Below are 22028 nucleotides of genomic sequence, written 5' to 3' on the forward strand. Positions count from 1 at the left end.
TATGAGCTGTGTTATATGAACTTAATATAAGCTGTAAATTTATAAAGTTGTACTTTAAAGGATGGTTTGTATGTTGGTAAAACAAGAAAACGAAATATATAACAGAAGAGAGAAGATTGTATAAAAGAAAAATGTAATCTGTATATTTGTGTTCAGTTGTTAATGGTATGTGATAGGTAAGTATGAAATAATATGATATATCAAAGAGAGTTAAAGGAAAAAAGTAATATGTGGTAGTGGTTTTTATAAGGTTTATGGTCGTTGTTTGTTAAATGTGTTTATGTTCAATAAAAAGCTATATTAGCTTTAGTAAAAGTGCTGTGTATTAAAGTTAGAAAAAACTAAGGATGTCATACTAAGTAAAACAAAGACTAACAATATGTTAATGTTAGGAATTAGATGAAATTATGTTAGCTATTATTGTTTGTTAGAGATTTGTAGGTAAATTTTGTTTTGGTATATTGCTATTAAGTTCATTTTTGTATCATTCTTTTTAATGTTTGTTATTCATTTTTTATGATATTTGAAAACTGTTATATGAACAAAACAAGTACTTAAAATGTTATTGTGTTATAAAAAAAAGACTAAGAATCGGATGGTAAAAGGAAGAAGGTGTTATGTATGTTTAATGGTAAACTGTTTAAACTAGTAAATTTTAGAAAAAAATAATAAAATAAGTAATTTAAATAAGGTAAAAAAAACAAGAAGGAAGAATCATGAATATTATACCGAATCATAAAGGTTTATTTGGTAATTTCGGTGGACGTTTTGTGTCAGAAACATTAATACCGTTAATAATAGAGCTTGAAAAAACATACAAAACAGCTAAAAAAGATGAATCTTTCAGAAAGGAATTAGCATATTATCAGAAAACGTATATAGGCAGATCTAGTCCACTATATTTAGCAGATAGACTAACTCAAGCATTAGGTGGCGCTAAAATATATTTTAAAAGAGAAGATTTAAACCACACAGGTGCTCACAAGATTAATAATTGCATAGGTCAAATTTTATTGGCAAAACGTTTAGGTAAAAACCGTATAATTGCAGAAACAGGTGCAGGTATGCATGGAGTGGCTACTGCAACAGTAGCTGCAAGATTGGGTATGAAATGTGTAATTTATATGGGTAGTACTGATGTAAAAAGACAAAAAGAAAACGTTTATCGAATGAATTTGTTAGGTGCTAAGGTAGTACCTGTAAACTCAGGTAAAGGGACATTAAAGGATGCTATGAATGAAGCATTAAGAGATTGGGTAAATAATATAGAAACTACATTTTATATTATAGGTACAGTTGCAGGACCTCATCCATATCCGTTAATAGTACGCGACTTTCAATCGGTAATTGGTAAGGAAGTACGAGAGCAAATTATAAAAATTGAAGGAAAACTGCCTGATATTTTAGTAGCGTGTATAGGTGGCGGGTCTAACGCAATGGGATTGTTTTTTCCAATGATAAAAGATAATACTGTACGGATGATAGGAGTAGAAGCAGGAGGGCATGGTATAGAAACAGGGAAACATGCAGCTAGCTTAAATGGAGGTGTGCCTGGAGTTATTCATGGAAATAGGACTTATATTTTACAAAATAAAGATGGACAGATAAAAGATGCGCATTCAATTTCTGCAGGTATGGACTATCCAGGCATAGGACCAGAGCATTCTTATTATTATAAATGCAAACGTATAGATTATGTTTCAGTTACAGATAAAGAAGCTATAGAAGCGTTTAAAAAATGTTGCTATTTAGAAGGTATAATACCCGCTCTAGAATCAGCTCATGCATTAGCATACGTAACTAAAATAGCTCATAGCTTGTCAAACAAAACAACTATAGTAATAAATATGAGTGGAAGAGGCGATAAAGATATATCTATAATACGGGAGCATAGTTAAAAAAAATGAAGCTTAATAAGCGTATAATAAATTGTTTTGAACAAAAAAAAAGAGCGGCTTTTGTAACGTTTATAACAGCAGGAGATCAAGATTACGAAAAATCTTTAACATTAATAAATAGTTTACCTAAAGCAGGAGCAGATATTATCGAATTGGGTATGCCATTTACAGATCCTATCGCTGACGGTGAAATTATTCAGAAATCAACTCAAAGGTCATTAAAAACTGGTCAAAATCAAAAAAAAACACTTGAATTGGTAAAAGCTTTTCGTTTGTTTAATAAAAAAACACCAATAATATTGATGGGGTATTACAATCCAATTTATAGATATGGAATAAAAAAGTTTATTAAAGATGCTAAGAATGCTCAAATTGATGGATTAATAATTGTGGACTTACCACCAGAACACGCTCAAGAAGTTAGTGTTCCAGCAAACAAACAGGGAATTGATTTTATAAATATAATAACTCCTAACACTAACATTAAAAGAATACCTTTTATTGTAAAAAATTCATCAGGATACATTTATTATATATCAATAAATGGAGTTACGGGAGGAAGTGTTCCAATATTTTATGAAGTAGAAAAAGCGGTTAAATTAATACGTAAATACACAAATTTGCCAATTGCAGTTGGATTTGGTGTAAAAAACAGAAACTCAGTAAAAAAACTCGCAAACATAAGTGATGCGGTTGTAGTAGGATCTGCTTTATTAAAACAAATCGAAATACATTGTTATGACCAAAAAACAGCAATTAGTAATGTATTAAACTTAACAAGTAGATTATCTAGAGGATTAGTTAAAATTTAAGGTTGCACTATACATGCAACTGGACAAACTTGTTGACATTGTGGATGAGGAAAAACACCTATGCATTCATTGCATAAATCATGATTAATTACATAAACTTCTTCACCTGGAAAAATGGCATTGTTTGGACAAACAAGTTCACACATATCACAGTTTATACAATCAGTTGTTATAAGCAACGACATATCTAAAATTTCCCAACAAAATCTATGTTTTGTTTAAAGGTTTTTGATCCGTCTGTCCAGTTAGCTGGACAAACTTCATTTGGGTGGTTAGTTATATATTGTGCAGCTTGAATTTTTCTTATTAATTCTTTTGAATTTCTACCAATGCCTATAGCATTATATTCAGCTAGTTTTATTTTACATTCAGTATCAATCACAAAAGTACTCCGTTCAGCTAAACCGGTTTCGGCAACAAACACGTTAAAACTACGTGATATATTTCCTGAAGGATCTCCAATCATTGGAAATTTAATTTTAGAAACCGTAAATGAACTATCATGCCATGCTTTATGTGTAAAGTGTGTATCTGTTGAAACACTATATATTTCAACACCTAAAGTTTTAAATGTTGAATAATTTTCAGATAAATCTAAAAGTTCAGTAGGGCATACAAAACTAAAATCAGCAGGATAAAAAAATATAACAGACCACTTACCTTGCAAATCTTCATTTGAAATATTTATGAATTTTCCATTTAAATAAGCCGTAGCAGTAAAGGGACGTATTTTTTTATTTATGATAGCCATTAAAATCCTTTTTATTAAAGTTTTTTATATCTGGTTTAATGTAAACAATATTGTTATGTATTTACTAAAGTTTATTAATGTACTTTGTGGCTTTATGTAACTTTTATTTTTTGTTATTGATTTTTTATTAAAGTTCTTTGATAACAAATTTTAAGGCTTTATGTATGTTTTCATTTCTTTTATATGTTTATTTTTTGTATTTATGTTTAATTTTTGCAAATTACTTTATTTTTCTATAATTTTAAGTTGTATTATTAAGTGATTTGTTTTGCAGAATTTATAAAATAAGGTTTGCAGTACAAACAAATGTTTTATGTATTTCGGTAAAAGATAGTTTTATCTATTTTTAGTTACTAATTTTATTTTTTGTATTCTATAAGAAATGTTAATAAGTATCAATTATTATTAGTTGTATTGAAAAAATAGTATATGTTTGTTATGAGAAATATATATGTATAAAATGAGAGAAAAAAGTAAGTAAATGTAGTTGTTAAGTGTTGTTGTTAAAAAATATTAAGATTAGTTGTTACTTATTTTGGTTTATATTATTTAGCATTAACTTGAAAATTGTTTTGTTAAAAAGATTTCTATATTCTTTTTATTATTTACAGAAAGTTGTTTTTGTAATCATCATTTAATTAAACGAAATAAAATAATGTATGATTTATTAAAGCTTTATTTGTGTTATATATAAATGCTAAATATATTTTGTTATTTCAAAAAAAATTGTCTGGTGCTTTTTATATATTATTTTTTGTTAGTTGTTATTGCAGTAAAAGAAGTTTTAGTATTAAGTTTTAAATTTATTTTTAAACAGCTTAGCTTAAGTAATTGTTTTTTTTTTTGCAATTCTTCGACAAGATAATTTCTTTGACAAAAGCTAAGTAAAGGTATATGTAAAATAAAGAATTGTTGATTTTTTTTTGAAACACAATTAATACAGGGTTCACTATATTTTATTATATTAATATTAGCCAAATTGCATATATAAATTTTATATTTGTTTATTAAAGATTTATAAAACAGTTTAACTTTTGAACAAAACACTGTTAGTTTTATTGATTTATTTAAGTATATTAAGGAACGTATACAACGTAGTTTGGTAATAAATATATTTATAAAATTAACATCATAAATAGCATTGTCATCGAGTTTGTTTATGTCTATTTTTGGCAAATCTTGATTTAAAATAGTTGTGGTTATATGTTTATTTTTATATTGTACTTGCATTATATTAATCCATATTTCATCAGTAATATAAGGAATAAAAGGATGTAATAATAATAAAATTTCTTTAAATACATATAATAATGTATTAATTGTGCTAATTTTTACACCAATATAATTACTATTGAAAACAATCTTAGTAATTTCTAAATACAAATCGCAAAAATCATACCAAAAAAACTCATAAATAGTTTGAGATGCCAGATCTAACCGATATTCGTCAAAATAAAGTAAAATTTTTCTTTTTGTGTTTTGTAAGCTTGAAATAATAAATTTATTGATTGATGTTACATTTTCCCAACAACAAAATTGATTGTATTCATTGTTATAAAACAACTCTATCTTAGATAGAACAAATCTTGTTGCGTTCCATATTTTGTTACAAAAATTCATATAACCTTTAAATCTTCTTAAATCAAAATTTATGTTTTTGCCAGGTAAAGATATAGATAAAAATGTAAATCTTAACGCATCTGCACCATAATTTATACCCTTTATTACATCAATAGGATCTATAACATTGCCTTTAGATTTAGACATTTTTTGTCCTTGTTTATCTCTAATTAAACCATGAATAAAAATTCGTTTAAAAGGTAATTCATTTATAAGTTTAAGTGTCATCATTATTAACCGAGATACCCAAAACGGTATAATATCAAAACCAGTAATTAAAACACTAGATGGATGAAATAAATTAAATGACTTTGTTCTTATTTGAGGCCAACCTATGGTAGTAAATGTCCATAATCCTGAACTAAACCAAGTATCTAGCACGTCTTGATCTTGATTTAATTTTGTTTTTAAGTTAATAGCATATTTACTTCTTATTTCTTCTTCATTACGTCCAACAAAAATTATATTATTTTTATCATACCAAGCAGGTATTCTATGTCCCCACCATAACTGCCTAGAAATACACCAATCTTTTAAGTTATACATCCAATTTATATATATTTTTTCATAATTTTTTGGTATAAATGTTATATTCCCATTTTTGACTGCATTGATAGCTAAATTAGCTAATTTTTTTATAGAAACAAACCATTGATCTGTTAGTAAAGGTTCAATAATTGCACATGATCGATCTCCACACGGCAACATTAGAAGATGATTATCTACTTTTTTTTCCAAAAACTTATTTTTTAATAAATCTTTAACTATATTCTTCCGTAAACTTTTTATAGACAATCCAACGTATACTTTAGGTAATTTAATTAAATTATACTTTAAAAGTATACCTGATTTTAAAATACATACTTCTGCTTTTTGACGAACTTTAAACCTATTATTAAACATATTTATAAATAGACTATTTTGACGTTTACCAATTTTATAATCAATTAAATTATGTGCTGGTGTTATTTTTACACAACCAGTGCCAAACTTAATATCAACAACTTCCTCCGATATAATGGGTAATATACGACCTATTAATGGTAAAACAACACATTTACCTATAAATGCTTTATAGCGCTTATCGAAAGGATGAACAGCAATGCAGGTATCGGCAAAAATAGTCTCTGGACGTGTTGTAGCAACGATTAAATAAGCTTTTTTTTGACAAAAAGCTTCAACCTTATGAATGTTTAATAAATGATAACGAATATACCATAGTTTACCAAGGTCTTGTAAGTTCTTTACTTCTATGTCAGACAAAGCTGTTAACAAGTTGGGATCCCAATTAATTAATCTTTTTCCTCTATAAATTAAACCTTCTTTGTAAAGTTTTATAAAAGCTTCCTGTACTGCTTGATAAAATCCATAATCCATAGTAAATCGTTCTTTTTTCCAATCAACACTCATACCTATACTCTTCATTTGTAATATTATTTTAGGTATAGTTTTATTACACCACTGTAGTGTTTTTTTTAAAAATAATTTTCGTCCCAAAAACATACGATTAACTTTATCATGAGATAGCTTTTTGTCCATTAGCAGTTGTGTTGCAATACCTGCATGGTCAGTACCAAATTGCAACAATGTCTTATAGCCTTGCATACCTTTTTGACGTATTATTGTATCGATTAATGTGTATTCAAAAGCGTGACCAATATGTATTTTTCCAGTTACATTAGGCGGAGGAATCATAATTGAAAAAGGTACACTAGTATACGTGTTTAGAAGCCGTTTAGTTGTTTCCCAATTTTTATGCCAATTATTATATTTCAAAAGATTTAAACTCCTTAATTACCATTTGTAGGCCATAAAAGCAATTGTATTTGTGGTTTTTGTTCTTTTGATGACGTGTGATATGTTACAAAAACTTGTAAAGTGCTTTTATTTAATTTATTATTTAATTTTCTTAGTTTATTATTTTAACTCTAATATAAAAAGAATACTATGAGCATTAACCCTAAAACTAAATTTAAAGATTTTTATAAATATATTTTACCACTTTATTCGCCTCAAAATAAAATTCCAGTTAAAGGGTATGGTAGTACAATCTGGGTACAAGATGGCAGAGATTATATTGATTTTTCAGGTGGAATAGCTGTTAACGCATTAGGACATAGTAATCCTGTTTTACTAGAAGCATTAAAAGAACAATCAAAAAAAGTATGGCATGTATCGAATAGTTATACGAATGAACCGTCTTTGTGTTTAGCAAAAAAGTTAGTAAAAAACACTTTTGCTGACAAAGTTTTCTTTTGTTCTAGTGGTGCAGAAGCCAATGAAGCTGCCTTAAAACTATCTAGACGTTATGCTTATAATCACTTTGGGTCAAAAAAAAATATTATTATTTCGTTTAAAAAATCTTTTCATGGACGTACTTTTTTTACTGTAAATGTAGGAGGTAAAAATAACTATTCTCATGGTTTTGGACCGTCTCCTTTTTGTATAATACATGCTGAATTTAATAACATACATAATTTTCGTAAAGTAATAAACAATTATACTTGTGCTGTTATTATAGAGCCAATACAAGGTGAAGGCGGTATAAATGTAGCTAATTATTCCTTTTTTAAACAACTACGTAATTTATGTAAAATCTATAATGCATTACTTATATTTGATGAAGTTCAATGTGGAATGGGCCGTATCGGAAAACTTTTTACATATATGCATTTCAAAATTAAACCAGACATAATTACTTTAGCTAAATCTATAGGGTGTGGTTTTCCTTTAGCTGCTATGTTGACAACTAATAAAGTTGGTGAAGCTTTTAGTATAGGTGTACATGGCTCAACATATGGTGGAAATCCATTGGCATGTGCGGTAGGAAATATAGCGTTTGATGTTATTTCAAATAAAGAAGTATTAAGTGGAGTAAAAAGAAAAAATAAGTTATTAAAACAGCATATAAAAAGAATAAATTTAGAATTTAATATATTTAAAGAAGTTCGAGGACTAGGTTTGCTTATAGGCATAGAATTAAATAAAAATTATATAAACCTCGGTAGAAAAATATTAAAAGTAGCTTTTGAAAATGGATTAATGTTATTAAATGCGGGTCCTAATGTATTAAGATTAGCTCCTTCTTTACTAATCTCTATTGAAGAAATAGAGGAAGGTATGAGCCGTTTGTACACAACTATTAAGTGCATTAAACAAAATTTTAAATACTTAGAATACTTATGTTAATAAATACAAAAAACATTCGTAATTTTGCAATTATAGCACATATAAATCATGGAAAGTCAACATTAGCTGATAGATTAATTCAACTGTGTGGTGGTTTGTACAAACGAGATTTTAAAAATCAAGTTTTAGACTCTTTGGATATAGAACGTGAACGAGGAATTACAATTAAATCACAAGCTGTAACATTGTTCTATAAAAGTAAACAAGGTAAAACCTATAGACTTAATTTAATAGATACTCCAGGACACGTTGATTTTATGTATGAAGTTTCCAGATCTTTATATGCTTGTGAAGGTGCATTATTACTTATTGATGCTTCTCAAGGTATAGAATCTCAAACTATAACAAATTTTTATACAGCATTTAAACGTGATTTAACAATTATTCCAGTTGTAAACAAAATAGATTTACCTCAAGCCAGTCCTAAATATACTATTTCAAATATAAAAAAAATATTCAATCTTCATTTTCAATCTGTATGTTGTATATCTACTAAGTTAGGTTTAGGCATAAAAGTTTTGTTAGAAACATTAATTAAAACTATTCATAACCCTAAAGGTGATCCCTATAAAAAATTACTAGCTTTAATTATTGATTCTTGGTTTTCAAAATATCTTGGGGTAATTTCTTTAGTTAGAATTTTTGATGGGAATTTAAAAAAAGGTGATCAAGTTATTATAAATTCAACAGGACAAAGTTGGTATATTCAAACAGTAGGTTTTTATACTCCTAAACGTTGTTTAACTTTAAAATTAAGTGCTGGTCAAGTTGGTTTCTTTGTTGCTGGTATAAAAGACATTCATGGTGCCCCAGTAGGAGATACAATCACACATGCAAATGCTAATACTGATCATAGGATCTCAGGCTTTAAAAAAGTTAAATCAAAAATATTTGCTGGTTTATATCCAGAAAACGTAAAAGATTTTAAACATTTTAGTACCGTACTTGAAAGATTAGCATTAAATGATGCTTCTTTAATTTATACGCCAGAAAATTCTAATGTTTATGGATGTGGTTTTCGTATTGGTTTTCTTGGTTCTTTGCACTTAGAAATAATTAAAGAACGTATAGAACGTGAACATGGTATAAAAATAATAATAACTTTGCCAAGCGTAAAATATAAAATAAAACTCAAAACTGGAAAAATAGAATATATTTATGACCCTTCTAAACTGCCAGAGAATTATAAATTATTTAAACTTTATGAACCTATAGTACTTGCTAGAATTATAGTTCCTAAAATTTACGTAGGTAATATTATTAAAGAATGTATAACTTTTAGAGGTAAACAGCTTTGTGTTGTTTTTATCAATAATTTCATTAAAATGATATACGAATTGCCAATGGCAGAAGTAATAACAAACTTTTTTAATAGACTTAAATCTGTTTCTAAAGGTTATGCATCATTAGATTATGAATTTTATCGGTTTAAAAAATCAAACATGGTTCGTTTAGATATATTAATAAATAACAATCGTATTGAAGCACTAACTATGATTGTTCCTTTTGATAAAGCATATAAACAAGGTCAATTTATTTTAAAAAGAATTAAACTATTATTATCTAAGCAGTTATTTGATTTAAACATAAAAGCAGTTTCTTATAAAAAAACCTTAGCAAAAACACAAATAAAAGCAATAAGAAAGAATGTTACTGCAAAATGTTATGGGGGAGATATTACTCGTAAAAAAAAGTTAATTGAAAAACAAAAAGAAGGTAAAAAACGTATGAAAAGCATTGGTAATATAGAAATTAAACTTAATAAAAATATATTTTTGTCTTTATTTAAAACCCCTAACCTATTTGACCAATTTAGCTAATGTTATTTCTTGTTTTCTTTGCTGTAATTATATAGACCCTATAAGTATTATTCTTCTTTTATTTTCTGACTTTAAACACTTTTTCTGCCCCTATTTTTTTAAACTTTTCTATAGTATATCTTTATTTACTGATTTTTTTTCGTTCATTATTCTTTTAACTTTTTTCTATTGCTTTGATCTATTTCGCTGTTACTAAATCTTTTTTTTCGTTCATTATTCTTTTAACCTTTATATTTTACCAATGACTACCTTTTTTTCCATCATTGTTGTCCTTTGTAGCGTGTTATTATAACCTTTTGTTTTCTTTGTAACCTACAATACAACCAATTTACTTTTATTATATATATACCTGATTTTTTTTAACTTATACAAATATATTTATTAAAGAACATAGTATCTAAGTACCTTTTTAGCTTTTACCTCAAACATCTAAAAACTAACCTTACACCTTATAACAAACTTACCTATAATACAGTACAGTACAGACCAGACCAGACTTATTTTATGAAATAACCATCTATTATATATTGATCCATATAGTCTACTTTTTTCTTCTACCAGATCCTTTGATTGTGAAACCAGTTGCGAACCTTATAAGTGTAGTATTTTGTTTAAATATGTATTTTTTGATGTTTAGATATATTTTGCCACTACTCTATTCATTCTTTTTAGTTTATAATCTGTCCTTGGTTTAATAGTTTTTGCAATACTACTTTTTTTCTTTTTTTACATCTAATATGTTATTACCTTATGTTTACTATTTAGTGTCTACCTGTTTCTTTTAACCTAACAAAAACCTAATCTTTTTTTTTAGTGCTAAACTACAAAACTTTTAGCTAAAGCACTAACTAACTAAGATCTCATACCATTTACCCCATCAGTACTATGAGGCATTTTGTTATTCTCGTCCTGATGATCTGCTATCATTGCTTCAGTTGTGATAATCATTCCACCTATTGAACCAGCTGATTGTAAAACTGTTCTAGTAACTTTAGCTGGATCTAAAACACCCATATTAATTAAATCACCAAACTCCCCAGTACTAACATTATATCCATAATTACCAACACCTTCTTTTACCTTATTTATTATAACTGATGCTTCTTCACCTGCGTTATTTACAATTTGTCTTAAAGGAGCTTCAAACGCTTTAAGAGCTATTTTTATTCCATGTGTTTGGTCTTCGTTGTTGCCTTTTAAATTTTGCAATTTATTTAAAATTCTGATTAAAGCAGTACCTCCTCCAGCTACAACACCTTCTTCAACAGCAGCGCGAGTCGAATGTAAAGCATCTTCTACTCTAGCTTTCTTTTCTTTCATTTCTATTTCAGTTGCTGCACCTACTTTTATAACAGCTACTCCACCAGATAATTTAGCTACTCTTTCTTGAAGTTTTTCTTTATCATAATCTGATGTTGTTTCTTCTATTTGTTTTCTGATTTGTTTCACTCTTGATTCAATATCTCTTTCTGAACCTGCACCATCTATGATCGTCGTATTTTCTTTTGACATCGTGATTCTACGAGCATTGCCTAAATTCTTTATTGTTACTTTTTCTATATTCAGCCCTATTTCATCCGAAATCACAGTACTACCTGTTAGTATTGCTAAATCTTGCAACATTGCTTTACGCCGATCACCAAAACCTGGTGCTTTAGCTGCCGCTACCTTTACTATGCCTCTCATATTGTTAACAACTAATGTTGCTAATGCATCACCTTCAATGTCTTCCGCTATAATCATCAATGGTTTTCCAGATTTAGCTACGTTTTCTAACAAGTGTAATAGTTCACGAATATTTGATATTTTTTTATCTACTATAAGTATATACGGTGATTCTAACTCTACAGTCATATTCTCTTGATTTGTTACAAAATAAGGTGAAATATAACCTCTATCAAATTGCATCCCTTCTACAACTTCTAGCTCGTCTTCAAAACCTCGACTTTCATCGACTGTTATTACACCTTTTTTACCAACTTTTTCCATTGATTTTGCTATTAATTGACCAATATTGCTGTCGCCATTAGCTGAAATTGTACCTACTTGAGCTATTGATCTTGAATCTGTACATTTTACAGAAAGTTTCTTGATCTCTTCTACCGAAGCTAATATAGCTTTATCTATACCTCTTTTTAAATCCATAGGACTTCTTCCTGAATTTATTTGTTTAATTCCTTCATTAACTATCGCTTGTGCTAATACGGTAGCTGTTGTAGTTCCATCTCCTGCTACATCTGCTGTTTTTGAAGCTACCTCTTTTACCATTTGAGCACCCATGTTTTCAAATTTATCTTTTAGTTCTATTTCTTTCGCTACAGAAACTCCATCTTTTGTTATTGTAGGGGCACCAAATGATTTTTCTAAAACCACATTACGACCTTTTGGACCTAAAGTTGTTTTAACTGCATCTGCTAGTGCATTTACACCTCGTACCATACGTGTTCGCGCATCTTCAGAAAATCTAATCTGTTTTGCTGCCATATTATTGTACCTTTAATAAGTATTAATGATTTTAATTACTCTAATATACCAAGAATATCAGATTCACTCATGATTATTACTTCTTCATCTTCGATCTTTTGTTTTTCGACTCCAAAGCTTTCTTTAAAAATCACTGTATCACCAATTTTAACATCTAAAGGACGGATAGCACCATTATTTAGTATTTTTCCTTTTCCAATAGCTACAACCTCACCGCGATTTTGTTTTTCTTGTGCATTTCCTGGCAAAACAATACCACCAGAAGTTTTTTGTTCAACTTCAATACAACGAACCACAACACGATCATGTAAAGGACGTATTTTCATTTTACGTTCTCCTGAATTACTTTATATTTTATCCTTTAAAATTATTTGTGGATAACTAAGTTGATTTCAAGTAGAAATAAAAGAGCATTTATATGTTGTTAAGTCGCTGCAATATTTTAACTGATTTATTTAAACTGTATTAAACTATCTGATTCCTTTAATTTGTATATACCTTTGTTAAATTCACATGCTGCATAATATGATTTTAATAACTATTGATCGGATTTTATGCCTATAATTACTACATTTCCTTTGTATAATTTTATTCTCACAATTCCGTTTACATATTTTTGAGAAGTATCAATTAACGCTTTTAACATTTTTATTTCTTTTGTCCACAAATTTACAGTGTAAACTTTTTCTGCATATAACGGCATTAAAATATCTTTTATTTGTAAAATTTCATGGTCTAAAGTAAAAGATTCTATTGCTCTATGTGCATGATATAAAATAGTTACACCTGGATTTTCATAACAGCATCTTGCCTTTAATCCAGATCCATAGTATCTTATTTTATTTACTCTACCAATCCCATGTTTACTACCTAAATTATTTAGTTTAATCATTATTTCATGTGATTTTAAAACTTCACTATTTATTGAAGTTGGATTTCCTTGCTTAAAAGTTATGTCTATATATGTTGGTTTATCGGGAGTGTTCTTAAAAAAATTACTCAAAATACATCTTTTTTTTTTGGCTTCATTCCATGTGTTATCTAAACAACCACATTTAGAAAAAATATGTAAGAAATCATTATTCACTGAACAAGAAATTTTATGTTTTTGAACAAATTCATTACTGAATTTCTTTTTTTTAAAATAAGTTCTTAGTTTGTTTTGAGATATAAAATTCAAATCACGCCACGGTGCAATTATTTTTATATATGGATTTAATGAATACGTACTTAAGTCTAATCTAATTAGATCTTTACTCTTCTTAGTTGTTCCATATGAAATATTAGTTGTTTTGTTTAATTTAGCAATTTCTATTAACCTTTTAATAATTAACGGCCGTACTATTGATGCACCTATTTTTTTTCCACATTCATAAATTGTATTTGCTCTAAACCTATGACATATATACTTTGTTACAAAACTTTCTTTTAAATCTTCTATATACATTTTTTTTATTCCTAATACTTTTGCTTTTTTGTAAGCTAATTCAATCTTTTTTTTTTCTTGTCCTAAGTCAGCAGTAAATGTAATGATTTCATAACCATAATTGCATTGTAACCAGTTTGCAATTACCGATTGTTTCTCCCCTCCCGAATAAGCAAGAATTACTTTTTTAGACATTTTTACAAATTCCTTATCTTTTTTTTATCAACCTTTTTAATTCCCCAGTTTTATACATTTCAAAGATAATGTCACTGCCTCCTATTAACTTGGAATTTATCCAAAGTTGAGGAAATGTTGGCCATTTAGACCATTTCGGTAATTCATGTCTAATGTGTACACTTTCTAATACATTTATATATTTAAAACGGTTTAAATATTTTTTTATAAACTTAACAGCTTGTGCAGAATATCCACATTGGGGTAAGTTCGGTGTTCCTTTCATATATAATATTATTTTGTTTTTTTTTATTTGGTTTTTTATTATTTCTATTGTTTTATTTTTCATCGTTTGTTTTGTGGAGCTTACCACATGACATCCTACATCCTACACTGCCAGTATTGAGCTTAAGCCCCCTATTTTGGTTTTTTTCTATACGTTCTTATTATATAATAAACTTATTGCTTTGGCTGGATGGCAGAATGGTTATGCAGCGGATTGCAAATCCGTTAAAATCGGTTCAATTCCGATTCCAGCCTCTTAAAATCTTAAACAAACTAAACATTAAAACATTGAAATCTTTAGCCCGAATGGCGAAAATGGTATACGCAGGGGACTTAAAATCCCCCGTCTTATAAGGCATGCTGGTTCAAGTCCGGCTTCGGGCAAATTATATTTTTTTACTTTTTTAAAAATCAAAATCTAAAATAAATAAAACTAATATCTACTAATCTACTATCTAAATACATATTGTTTCATTAGTTCCATAATAAGTAACCAATTTTATAGAAACCCTTTATCATAAACCATTACCTCATCAATTCTTTTATTCCATCTTTATAGCAACAACAACACCCTATCTTTATACCCTTTTTAGCAACAACAACACCCTATCTTTATACCCTTTTTAGCAACAACAACACCCTTTTTAGCTTTTTCTCCAACAACAACAAGCTATATCCTTCTTTGTTTAGTATGCCTTTTAACATCAAACATCAAACACATAACCTTTTATAATTAACATTTAAACATACAGCCCATCTACACAAATACACTGTATTAACACAACCATAACAAAAAGTAAACTATTATCATAGTACGACATATCTTGTACACACAAAACAAAAAGATAACAAAGACAATAAAAACCGTACACACAACAAATAAAGAAAACAAATAAAATCACAAAAAAAAATACAGCATAATCACAAAAAAAAAAGAGAAAAATACAAAACTTTAAATAGAACTAAATACTAACACAACACATAAGTTACTTAAGACAAAAAGAAAGTACAAATAAAGGGAAAACAACAACGAAAATAACATCAAAAAGTATTAAACATTTAATCAAAAAATAATACAAATTCATATAAAAATATAACAAAAAAAAAGAAGCGAAAAAGTAGTAGATGTATATTATTAAAGAGTAATAAATACTAAGATTTTATTAGCTATCAGCTTTAAATTAGTAGAAAACTTTCTGTTTATAAAAACAAAAGGAAATTTTATGATAAATATAAATTATATTATAGCTATAGCTTCTGGAAAAGGCGGAGTAGGGAAATCAACAATAACAGCTAATTTAGCGTTAGCGATGAACGTAAAAGGATATAAAGTAGGTTTGTTAGATGCTGATATCTATGGGTATAGTCAATCAACAATATTAAATGTAAAAAAAAAGATATTTATTAATAAAAAAAAAAGAATACAGCCAATTCCATATTACGGAATTAAAGCAATGTCTTTGGGTTTTATAGTTAAAAAACAAACAAAAGCTATTATAGGGCGTGGCCCTATAATCTCTAAATTGTTAGTAGATTTATTTACAAATACAAATTGGGGTTATTTAGATTATTTATTTATAGATATGCCTCCAGGAACTGGAGATATTATGTTATCTATATCAAAAAGTATAAGTGTATCTGGGGTAATTATCATCACAACACCTCAAGATGTTTCGTTATTAGGTGCATTTAAAGGAATAAATATGTTTAATAAAATTAAAATACCAATCATAGGTTTAATAGAAAATATGAGCTATTATACCTGTAAAAGCTGTGGTTATTCAACATCTATTTTTAATAATAAGTATAACAACATTTTAAAAAAATATAAAATAAAAAAAATTGGTTGTTTTGCTTTACATAAAACCCTTTGTGACAAAAAACCTATTTTGATAGCAAAACCAAATTCTAAAATAAGTGTTTTTTTAAAAGTTATAGCTGATATTGTTGACATTAAACTAAAACCACAATTTCGTATAGGACTATAGCTCATATTGGTTAGAGCACCACGTTGACATCGTGGTGGTAAGTGGTTCGAATCCGCTTAGTCCTAAAATATGGTTTTTATATAGTTATAAAAGATATAGTTAACTGAGTATAAAAGTATCTGAGCATCATAAAAAAACAAGTTATGTTAGGCTTAAGGAATAGTTCAAAAAATATACAAAAATTTATCTTAAATTAGCAAAAGAAAACATAGCTCAATAGTGAGTTATGAAGTGCAAATAGGAATATACTTGCATAAAGAATTGGATATCAACAAAATTCATGTAGAAAGAATAAAAGTAAAAGATAATAAAATTATTGTTGTTCCTATATTATGTGCATGTTTAAGTATGATGATGAATATTCAATAGTGCTCATATTTAGCTTAAAGGTAAAATGTCGTAACAAATTTTATTTTCTATTATTTTGTATCTTGTATCTTGTTTGTTGTTTGTTGTTAAATTTTTCTATTAGTTAAAGCTTTAGTCATAGGCTAGCAACATGAGTTAATTTGATTTCTTTAACAATTATGCTTAAAGAACAAGTTAAGAAAGTTGTATTAATTGCTTAATTAGTTAGCTTAGGTATAACAACATTTTAAATAGCACTATTAATAGTAAAATAAATACAGGTTCAACAAAAAAGAAAGTAATAAAAGATTGTTATATAATAATATGTATCTGTGATGCTTAAGTTAAGAAGAAGTTTTGGCATTAGATAAAAACAATAAAGTATAGTGGTAAGAAAAAAAACAAAAGATATAATATGTTACTATGGGTCGTTAGCTCAGTGGTAGAGCAGTTGGCTTTTAACCAATTGGTCGTAGGTTCAAATCCTACACGACCCATTTATATTCATAAAAAAATAATAACATGAAAAGAATTCTTATTTATAAAGAAATCATATCAGATTTAGATACTCCTCTTTCTCTTTATATGAAAGTAGCAAATTATCATTGGACTTTTTTATTAGAATCGATAGAAGGAAAAAAGCAATGGTGTAGATATTCTATAATTGGTTTACGCTGTCATCAAAGAATAGAAATATATAATAATAAAATAAATTTATTTAAAGACAAAATAAAAATTGAAAAAACAAAAAAAATAGATACGTTAGTTTGGCTTTCAAAATATATAAAAACAATAAAAAAAACTATTCTTAAAAAAAATAAAAGCAAAACAATATTGGATGGAGGCTTAGTAGGATATTTGGGCTATGATATAATAAGATTAATTGAACCAACTATTAAAACGTATAAGCAATATAATCCCATTAATACACCTGACATATTTTTGTTAAGAGCTAATGAACTATTGATAATAGATAAGTATTCAGGCAGATTAACAATCTTAGTAAATGTTAATATATATGATTTAAAAAAAGGTTTAGAACGCATAAAAATAATATTAAAGAAACTAAGTCTATGTGCAAATTTTAATAAAACAGAATTAGTTACACATTCATTCCAAACACATATCAAACATAAATATACACTTAAACCTATATTTTCTAGTTTTAATAAGTTTACTTTTCAAAATTATATTATTAACCTACAAAAATATATTAATTCTGGAGATGTAATGCAATGTGTACCTTCACAACGCATTATTATACCGTTTTATTCTCAACCATTTAATCTTTTTCGCGCATTAAGAGTTTTAAACCCATCACCATATATGTTGTTTTTTAATTTTAACGATCATTATGTTGTTGGTTCTTCTCCTGAGATTTTGGTAAGAGTAGATAATAAAACAATTACTTTAAGACCTATAGCTGGAACAATTCAAAAACGAAGTGGTATACACAATGAAATATTAAAGGATTATAAAGAAGTTTCAGAACATATTATGTTAATTGATTTAGGCCGTAATGATGTAGGAAAAGTTAGTAGTACTGTAAGAGTTCAAAATCAATTTTTAATAGAAAGATACTCACATGTAAGACATATAGTTTCAACATTAATTGGTATATTAAAACATAAAATAGATCTGATTGATATTGTACGCGCTACTTTTCCAGCTGGTACTATTGCTGGTGCACCAAAAATAAGAGCTTTAGAGATTATAAATACACTTGAACCTATTCGACGTGGTATATATTCAGGAGCAATAGGTTTTTTATCTTGGAATGGTAATATGAATATAGCTATTGCAATTAGAACAGCAATAGTTAAAAATTATAAACTACATATTCAAGCTGGTGTAGGAATTATAGAAGAATCTCAATATAAGAAAGAATGGAATGAAATATTAAATAAAAGTAGCGTTATATTGAAAGCCGCACTTATTGCTATAGTTGAAGAAAAAGGAGACAAAGTTGAGAATATTAATTATAGATAATTATGATAGTTTTACATTTAACATTGTACATTATTTTTTTGAATTAGGTGTTGATGTCAATATTATTCGTAATAATCTAAATATAAAAAATATAGAAAACGGTTATTTTACTCATTTAGTTATTTCACCAGGACCATGTACTCCGAATAAGGCTGGTTTTTCCATAGAAGTAATTAAGCATTTTGCAAATAAAATACCTATTTTAGGAATTTGTCTTGGTCATCAAATAATAGGACAAGTTTTTGGATGTAAAATGAGAAAATCAACACAACTTTTTCATGGAAAAACGTCAAGAATAAAACATATAAATAAAGGTTTATTTAAAGGATTTAAAACTCCTATTTTGATAAATAGATATCACTCGTTAATCATTGATAGAAAATATTTGCCTGATAATTTAGAAGTTACAGCTCAAACGGATTGTTACGATATAACGCCAAATGTTATTATGGGCATAAAACATAAACAATATAATATTGAAGGGTTACAATTTCATCCAGAATCAATTTTGTCTTTTAAAAGTCATGGATTATTAAAAAACTTTATAAAAAAGTAAATAATATGATTAATACAATTTTAAACAAATTAATAAATAAAAGAAATATAAAGTTTAATCAATTTTATAAAATAATGAAGGTTATCAATTTTGGTAAAATAAAATCAACACAACTAGCATCTATATTAACAGCATTATCTATCAAAAAAGAAACAAGTGATGAAATCGCAGCAACAGCTAAGGTAATTAATGATTATTATAGTTTTAATATACACAATAACAAGGTTATGGATTTAGTAGGTACAGGCAGTGATAACTTTAATTTTTTTAATATTTCCACATCTTCAAGTTTTGTTGTTGCTGCTGCAGGTTCAATAAACGTTGCTAAATTTGGTAGTAAAAGTATTTCATCATATTCAGGTAGTTTAGATTTGCTTAATGTCTTAGGGATAAATTTGTATTTGAAAAAAAAAGATATTAGAAAGTGTATAAAGCGGTTACAATTAGTTTTTTTAATATCTGAGTTTAAATATAAAAAAAAAATAAGAAAAATAAGAATGGATATAAGAATACCTACAATTTTTAATATTGTAGGTCCGTTAACAAATCCTATTAAACCGTTTAAACAATTAGTTGGAGTATATGATAGAAGGTTATTAAATATATTTTCTAAAGTTTTTATGAAATTAGGTAGCAAAAAAACGTTGATAATACACTCAAAAGAAGGTTCAGATGAAATATCTTTAAATAAAGCCACTTATATTTCTGAATTAAATAATGGTAAAATTATAAACTTCTTAATAAATCCTACAAAATTTTTTTTAAAAAAAAACACATTAGATTTTATACAAATCAAGAGTGTTTTACAAAGTTTAGATATCGTAATTCATTCTATAAAAGGGCATTTTGGTTTAGCTTTTGAAATGATTTTATTAAATGCTGGAACAGCTTTATATGTCTCTGGAATAGTCAATAATATTCATAATGGACTTGAATTGTCGAAATATATATTGATTTCTGGAAAAGCATATAAAAAGTTAAAAACAATTGTTTTTTTTACTAAATGTTTTAAAAAAGGTATACTGTAATGAAAATATTGTTTAATATTTTAAAATATAAACGTAATACAATTAATGTTTGTATAAATAAATTATCTTTAAAAATTTTACGTAAAGGGTTTTATTCAAATAAAGAGCAGTTTTCTAATAACAAATTTATTAAATCCATAAAAAACAAACAATATAAGAATCAAACTTCAATAATTGCAGAAATTAAACGATGTTCACCTTCTAAAGGAATTATTACTGAAACTAAGAACATTGAAAAACTAGCTTTGAATTATTTTTTAAATGGAGCTGTGTGTATTTCAATATTAACAGAAAAGAATTTTTTTAAAGGTAGTAAAAAATATATATTAACTGTCAAAAAACTTTTTGATATACCTATTTTGTTTAAAGATTTTATTATTGATGAATATCAAGTTTTTGAAGCACGGTTACTATGTACAGATTGTATTTTGTTAATAGTTTCAATTTTAAAACTTGATTTATTAAAAAAGTTATATAATTTGGCCTTATCAATTGGTTTAGATGTATTACTTGAAATACATAACCTTTTAGAATTAGAAGTAGCGTTATTTTCTTTAAATGCAAAATTTATAGGTATCAATAATCGAAATTTATATACATTTAATACATCTATTAACATAACCATTTCATTATTAAAATATATGCCTTCAAATGTTGTTTTTGTTACAGAATCTGGAATTTTAAATGTTAATGATTTTATAAAATTACAAATGTTTGGTGTTAATGTTTTTTTAATAGGAGAGTTTTTATTAAGTAATAATGATATCTTTTTAAGAACTTTACTTGATAAAGCTAATAAATATATATTAACATATTAACTATCCCCGATAGCTCAGTTGGTAGAGCAAATGACTGTTAATCATTTTGTCACAGGTTCGAGCCCTGTTTGGGGAGTTTAAGTTTTATAGCTTAGCTTAGCTTAGCTCTGCTCTAATCTAATTTAATTTAACACTATTAAAATTTATAAATATAGCTACGCCCTGATTTGAACAGGGGACCTCATCATTATGAGTGAAGCGCTCTAACCAACTGAGCTACGTAGCTTTTGTCTATATATGTGTTTTATATATAAAAAACCAGTTTGATTGATTTTCAAAAAAAAATATTTGTTAATGAAATTTATATAGGATTAATTTTTATTTCCTTTAATGTTTTTGCTTTGAAGTTCAATTAGGTTTAATTATTGTTGTATTAGTTTGATAATACTTCTTCTAGTATTTAATTTTTGCTTTCTTTTGTTTTATGTTATGAATTTAAAAAAAAGTATTGTTTGATTTTTGTTTAATGTTATTTATATTTAACAGCTTGTTGTTTTGCTAAAATATTAGTTTGTAAGTTGTTAATTAATTATGTTTTTTTATTTTGTTTAAAAAAAATTATTTATATGTTGTTTGCTTATTACTATTGTTTTGTGTTTAACTTTACAGCATTAATCTTTTAAAGGTTATATGGTATAACTTATTTTTTTAAAGTTTTTGTTACAATAGGTAGGATGGCATTCTGTATTTATGAACTTATGATAGGTGTAAATTTTCGTGTTTTGTATAGTTTTATATTAGATTTTTTATTGTTAGTTAATAGCTTTTGCTGTCATATTGTTAAGTGTTTATGCTGTTAGAGTATATATTATTTGATATGTGTAATATTTTATTTACTTAAT

General features: G+C 26.8%; 16 protein-coding genes, 6 tRNA genes and 1 pseudogene. 15 read left to right on the forward strand and 8 right to left on the reverse strand.

All coding sequences use genetic code 11. The features are described from left to right. The first annotated feature begins 716 nt into the window (after positions 1-716). Both trpB and trpA read left to right on the forward strand, forming a co-directional pair. Complete coding sequence (trpB, locus tag C530_RS01165) at positions 717-1898, forward strand: tryptophan synthase subunit beta (protein WP_014895125.1); 1182 nt, start codon at positions 717-719, stop codon at positions 1896-1898. Between the two features lie 5 nt (positions 1899-1903). Further along, positions 1904-2710, forward strand: coding sequence for a tryptophan synthase subunit alpha (gene trpA, locus C530_RS01170; RefSeq protein ID WP_014895126.1), 807 nt, complete (start codon positions 1904-1906; stop codon positions 2708-2710). An 8-nt stretch (positions 2711-2718) separates the two neighbouring features. On the opposite strand, the pseudogene C530_RS01175 reads toward trpA, so the two are convergent. From C530_RS01175 to C530_RS01185, 3 genes and pseudogenes are all read right to left on the reverse strand, one after another. Continuing rightward, positions 2719-2895, reverse strand: a pseudogene (locus C530_RS01175) (YfhL family 4Fe-4S dicluster ferredoxin); the annotation flags it as partial. 2 nt (positions 2896-2897) lie between these two features. After that, positions 2898-3461 carry an alkyl hydroperoxide reductase subunit C gene (gene ahpC, locus C530_RS01180; protein WP_014895128.1) on the reverse strand — a complete coding sequence of 188 codons (564 nt, stop codon included), beginning with the start codon at positions 3459-3461 and terminating at the stop codon, positions 2898-2900. Between the two features lie 747 nt (positions 3462-4208). Next, entirely contained in the window at positions 4209-6857 is a 2649-nt protein-coding gene (locus C530_RS01185; protein WP_014895129.1) for a valine--tRNA ligase, read from the reverse strand. Positions 6858-7028: 171 nt separating this feature from the next. On the opposite strand from C530_RS01185, the gene C530_RS01190 reads away from it, so the two are divergent. Beyond that, positions 7029-8270 (forward strand): acetylornithine/succinyldiaminopimelate transaminase, encoded by a 1242-nt coding sequence (locus C530_RS01190; RefSeq protein ID WP_014895130.1) that lies wholly within the window; start codon positions 7029-7031, stop codon positions 8268-8270. Beyond that, entirely contained in the window at positions 8264-10090 is a 1827-nt protein-coding gene (gene lepA / locus C530_RS01195; RefSeq protein WP_014895131.1) for a translation elongation factor 4, read from the forward strand. The genes C530_RS01190 and lepA overlap by 7 nt, the downstream gene beginning before the upstream one ends. A gap of 852 nt (positions 10091-10942) precedes the next feature. Here lepA and groL read toward each other — a convergent pair. The 4 genes from groL to grxD all read right to left on the reverse strand — a co-directional run bounded on the left by groL (position 10943) and on the right by grxD (position 14523). After that, a complete protein-coding gene (groL, locus tag C530_RS01200; protein ID WP_014895132.1) occupies positions 10943-12574 on the reverse strand; it encodes a chaperonin GroEL in 1632 nt (543 codons plus the stop codon). Positions 12575-12609: 35 nt separating this feature from the next. Further along, positions 12610-12900: a co-chaperone GroES gene (locus C530_RS01205; protein ID WP_014895133.1), complete on the reverse strand. Its 291-nt coding sequence runs from the start codon at positions 12898-12900 to the stop codon at positions 12610-12612. Positions 12901-13112: 212 nt separating this feature from the next. Next, positions 13113-14195 (reverse strand): argininosuccinate synthase, encoded by a 1083-nt coding sequence (locus C530_RS01210; protein ID WP_014895134.1) that lies wholly within the window; start codon positions 14193-14195, stop codon positions 13113-13115. A gap of 13 nt (positions 14196-14208) precedes the next feature. Next, entirely contained in the window at positions 14209-14523 is a 315-nt protein-coding gene (gene grxD, locus C530_RS01215) for a Grx4 family monothiol glutaredoxin (RefSeq protein ID WP_016858028.1), read from the reverse strand. A gap of 120 nt (positions 14524-14643) precedes the next feature. Here grxD and C530_RS01220 point away from each other — a divergent pair. The 11 genes from C530_RS01220 (at position 14644) to C530_RS01265 (ending at position 21262) form a co-directional block, all read left to right on the forward strand. Further along, positions 14644-14714 (forward strand) — tRNA-Cys (locus C530_RS01220). A gap of 45 nt (positions 14715-14759) precedes the next feature. Then, positions 14760-14843 (forward strand) — tRNA-Leu (locus C530_RS01225). Positions 14844-15682: 839 nt separating this feature from the next. Further along, positions 15683-16447, forward strand: coding sequence for a P-loop NTPase (locus tag C530_RS01520; protein WP_014895136.1), 765 nt, complete (start codon positions 15683-15685; stop codon positions 16445-16447). Beyond that, positions 16438-16512 (forward strand) — tRNA-Val (locus C530_RS01235). Before C530_RS01520 ends, C530_RS01235 begins: the two co-directional genes overlap by 10 nt. Before the next feature lie 154 nt (positions 16513-16666). Beyond that, a complete protein-coding gene (locus tag C530_RS01580) occupies positions 16667-16816 on the forward strand; it encodes a hypothetical protein (RefSeq protein ID WP_157677923.1) in 150 nt (49 codons plus the stop codon). Between the two features lie 404 nt (positions 16817-17220). Beyond that, a tRNA-Lys gene (locus C530_RS01240) sits at positions 17221-17292 on the forward strand. A 25-nt stretch (positions 17293-17317) separates the two neighbouring features. After that, entirely contained in the window at positions 17318-18784 is a 1467-nt protein-coding gene (locus tag C530_RS01245; RefSeq protein WP_014895138.1) for an anthranilate synthase component I family protein, read from the forward strand. Continuing rightward, on the forward strand, positions 18762-19340 hold the full coding sequence (locus C530_RS01250) for an anthranilate synthase component II (RefSeq protein ID WP_014895139.1): 579 nt from the start codon (positions 18762-18764) through the stop codon (positions 19338-19340). Before C530_RS01245 ends, C530_RS01250 begins: the two co-directional genes overlap by 23 nt. Positions 19341-19345: 5 nt before the next feature. Further along, positions 19346-20368: an anthranilate phosphoribosyltransferase gene (trpD, locus tag C530_RS01255; RefSeq protein ID WP_014895140.1), complete on the forward strand. Its 1023-nt coding sequence runs from the start codon at positions 19346-19348 to the stop codon at positions 20366-20368. Continuing rightward, positions 20368-21186 carry an indole-3-glycerol phosphate synthase TrpC gene (locus C530_RS01260; protein WP_014895141.1) on the forward strand — a complete coding sequence of 273 codons (819 nt, stop codon included), beginning with the start codon at positions 20368-20370 and terminating at the stop codon, positions 21184-21186. The genes trpD and C530_RS01260 overlap by 1 nt, the downstream gene beginning before the upstream one ends. 3 nt (positions 21187-21189) lie before the next feature. Beyond that, positions 21190-21262: transfer RNA gene (locus C530_RS01265), tRNA-Asn, on the forward strand. Between the two features lie 76 nt (positions 21263-21338). On the opposite strand, the gene C530_RS01270 is transcribed toward C530_RS01265, so the two are convergent. Continuing rightward, a tRNA-Met gene (locus C530_RS01270) sits at positions 21339-21412 on the reverse strand. Between the last annotated feature and the right edge of the window lie 616 nt (positions 21413-22028).

It is taken from the genome of Candidatus Portiera aleyrodidarum BT-B-HRs (genome assembly GCF_000300075.1).
GTDB lineage: Bacteria > Pseudomonadota > Gammaproteobacteria > Johnevansiales > Johnevansiaceae > Portiera > Portiera aleyrodidarum.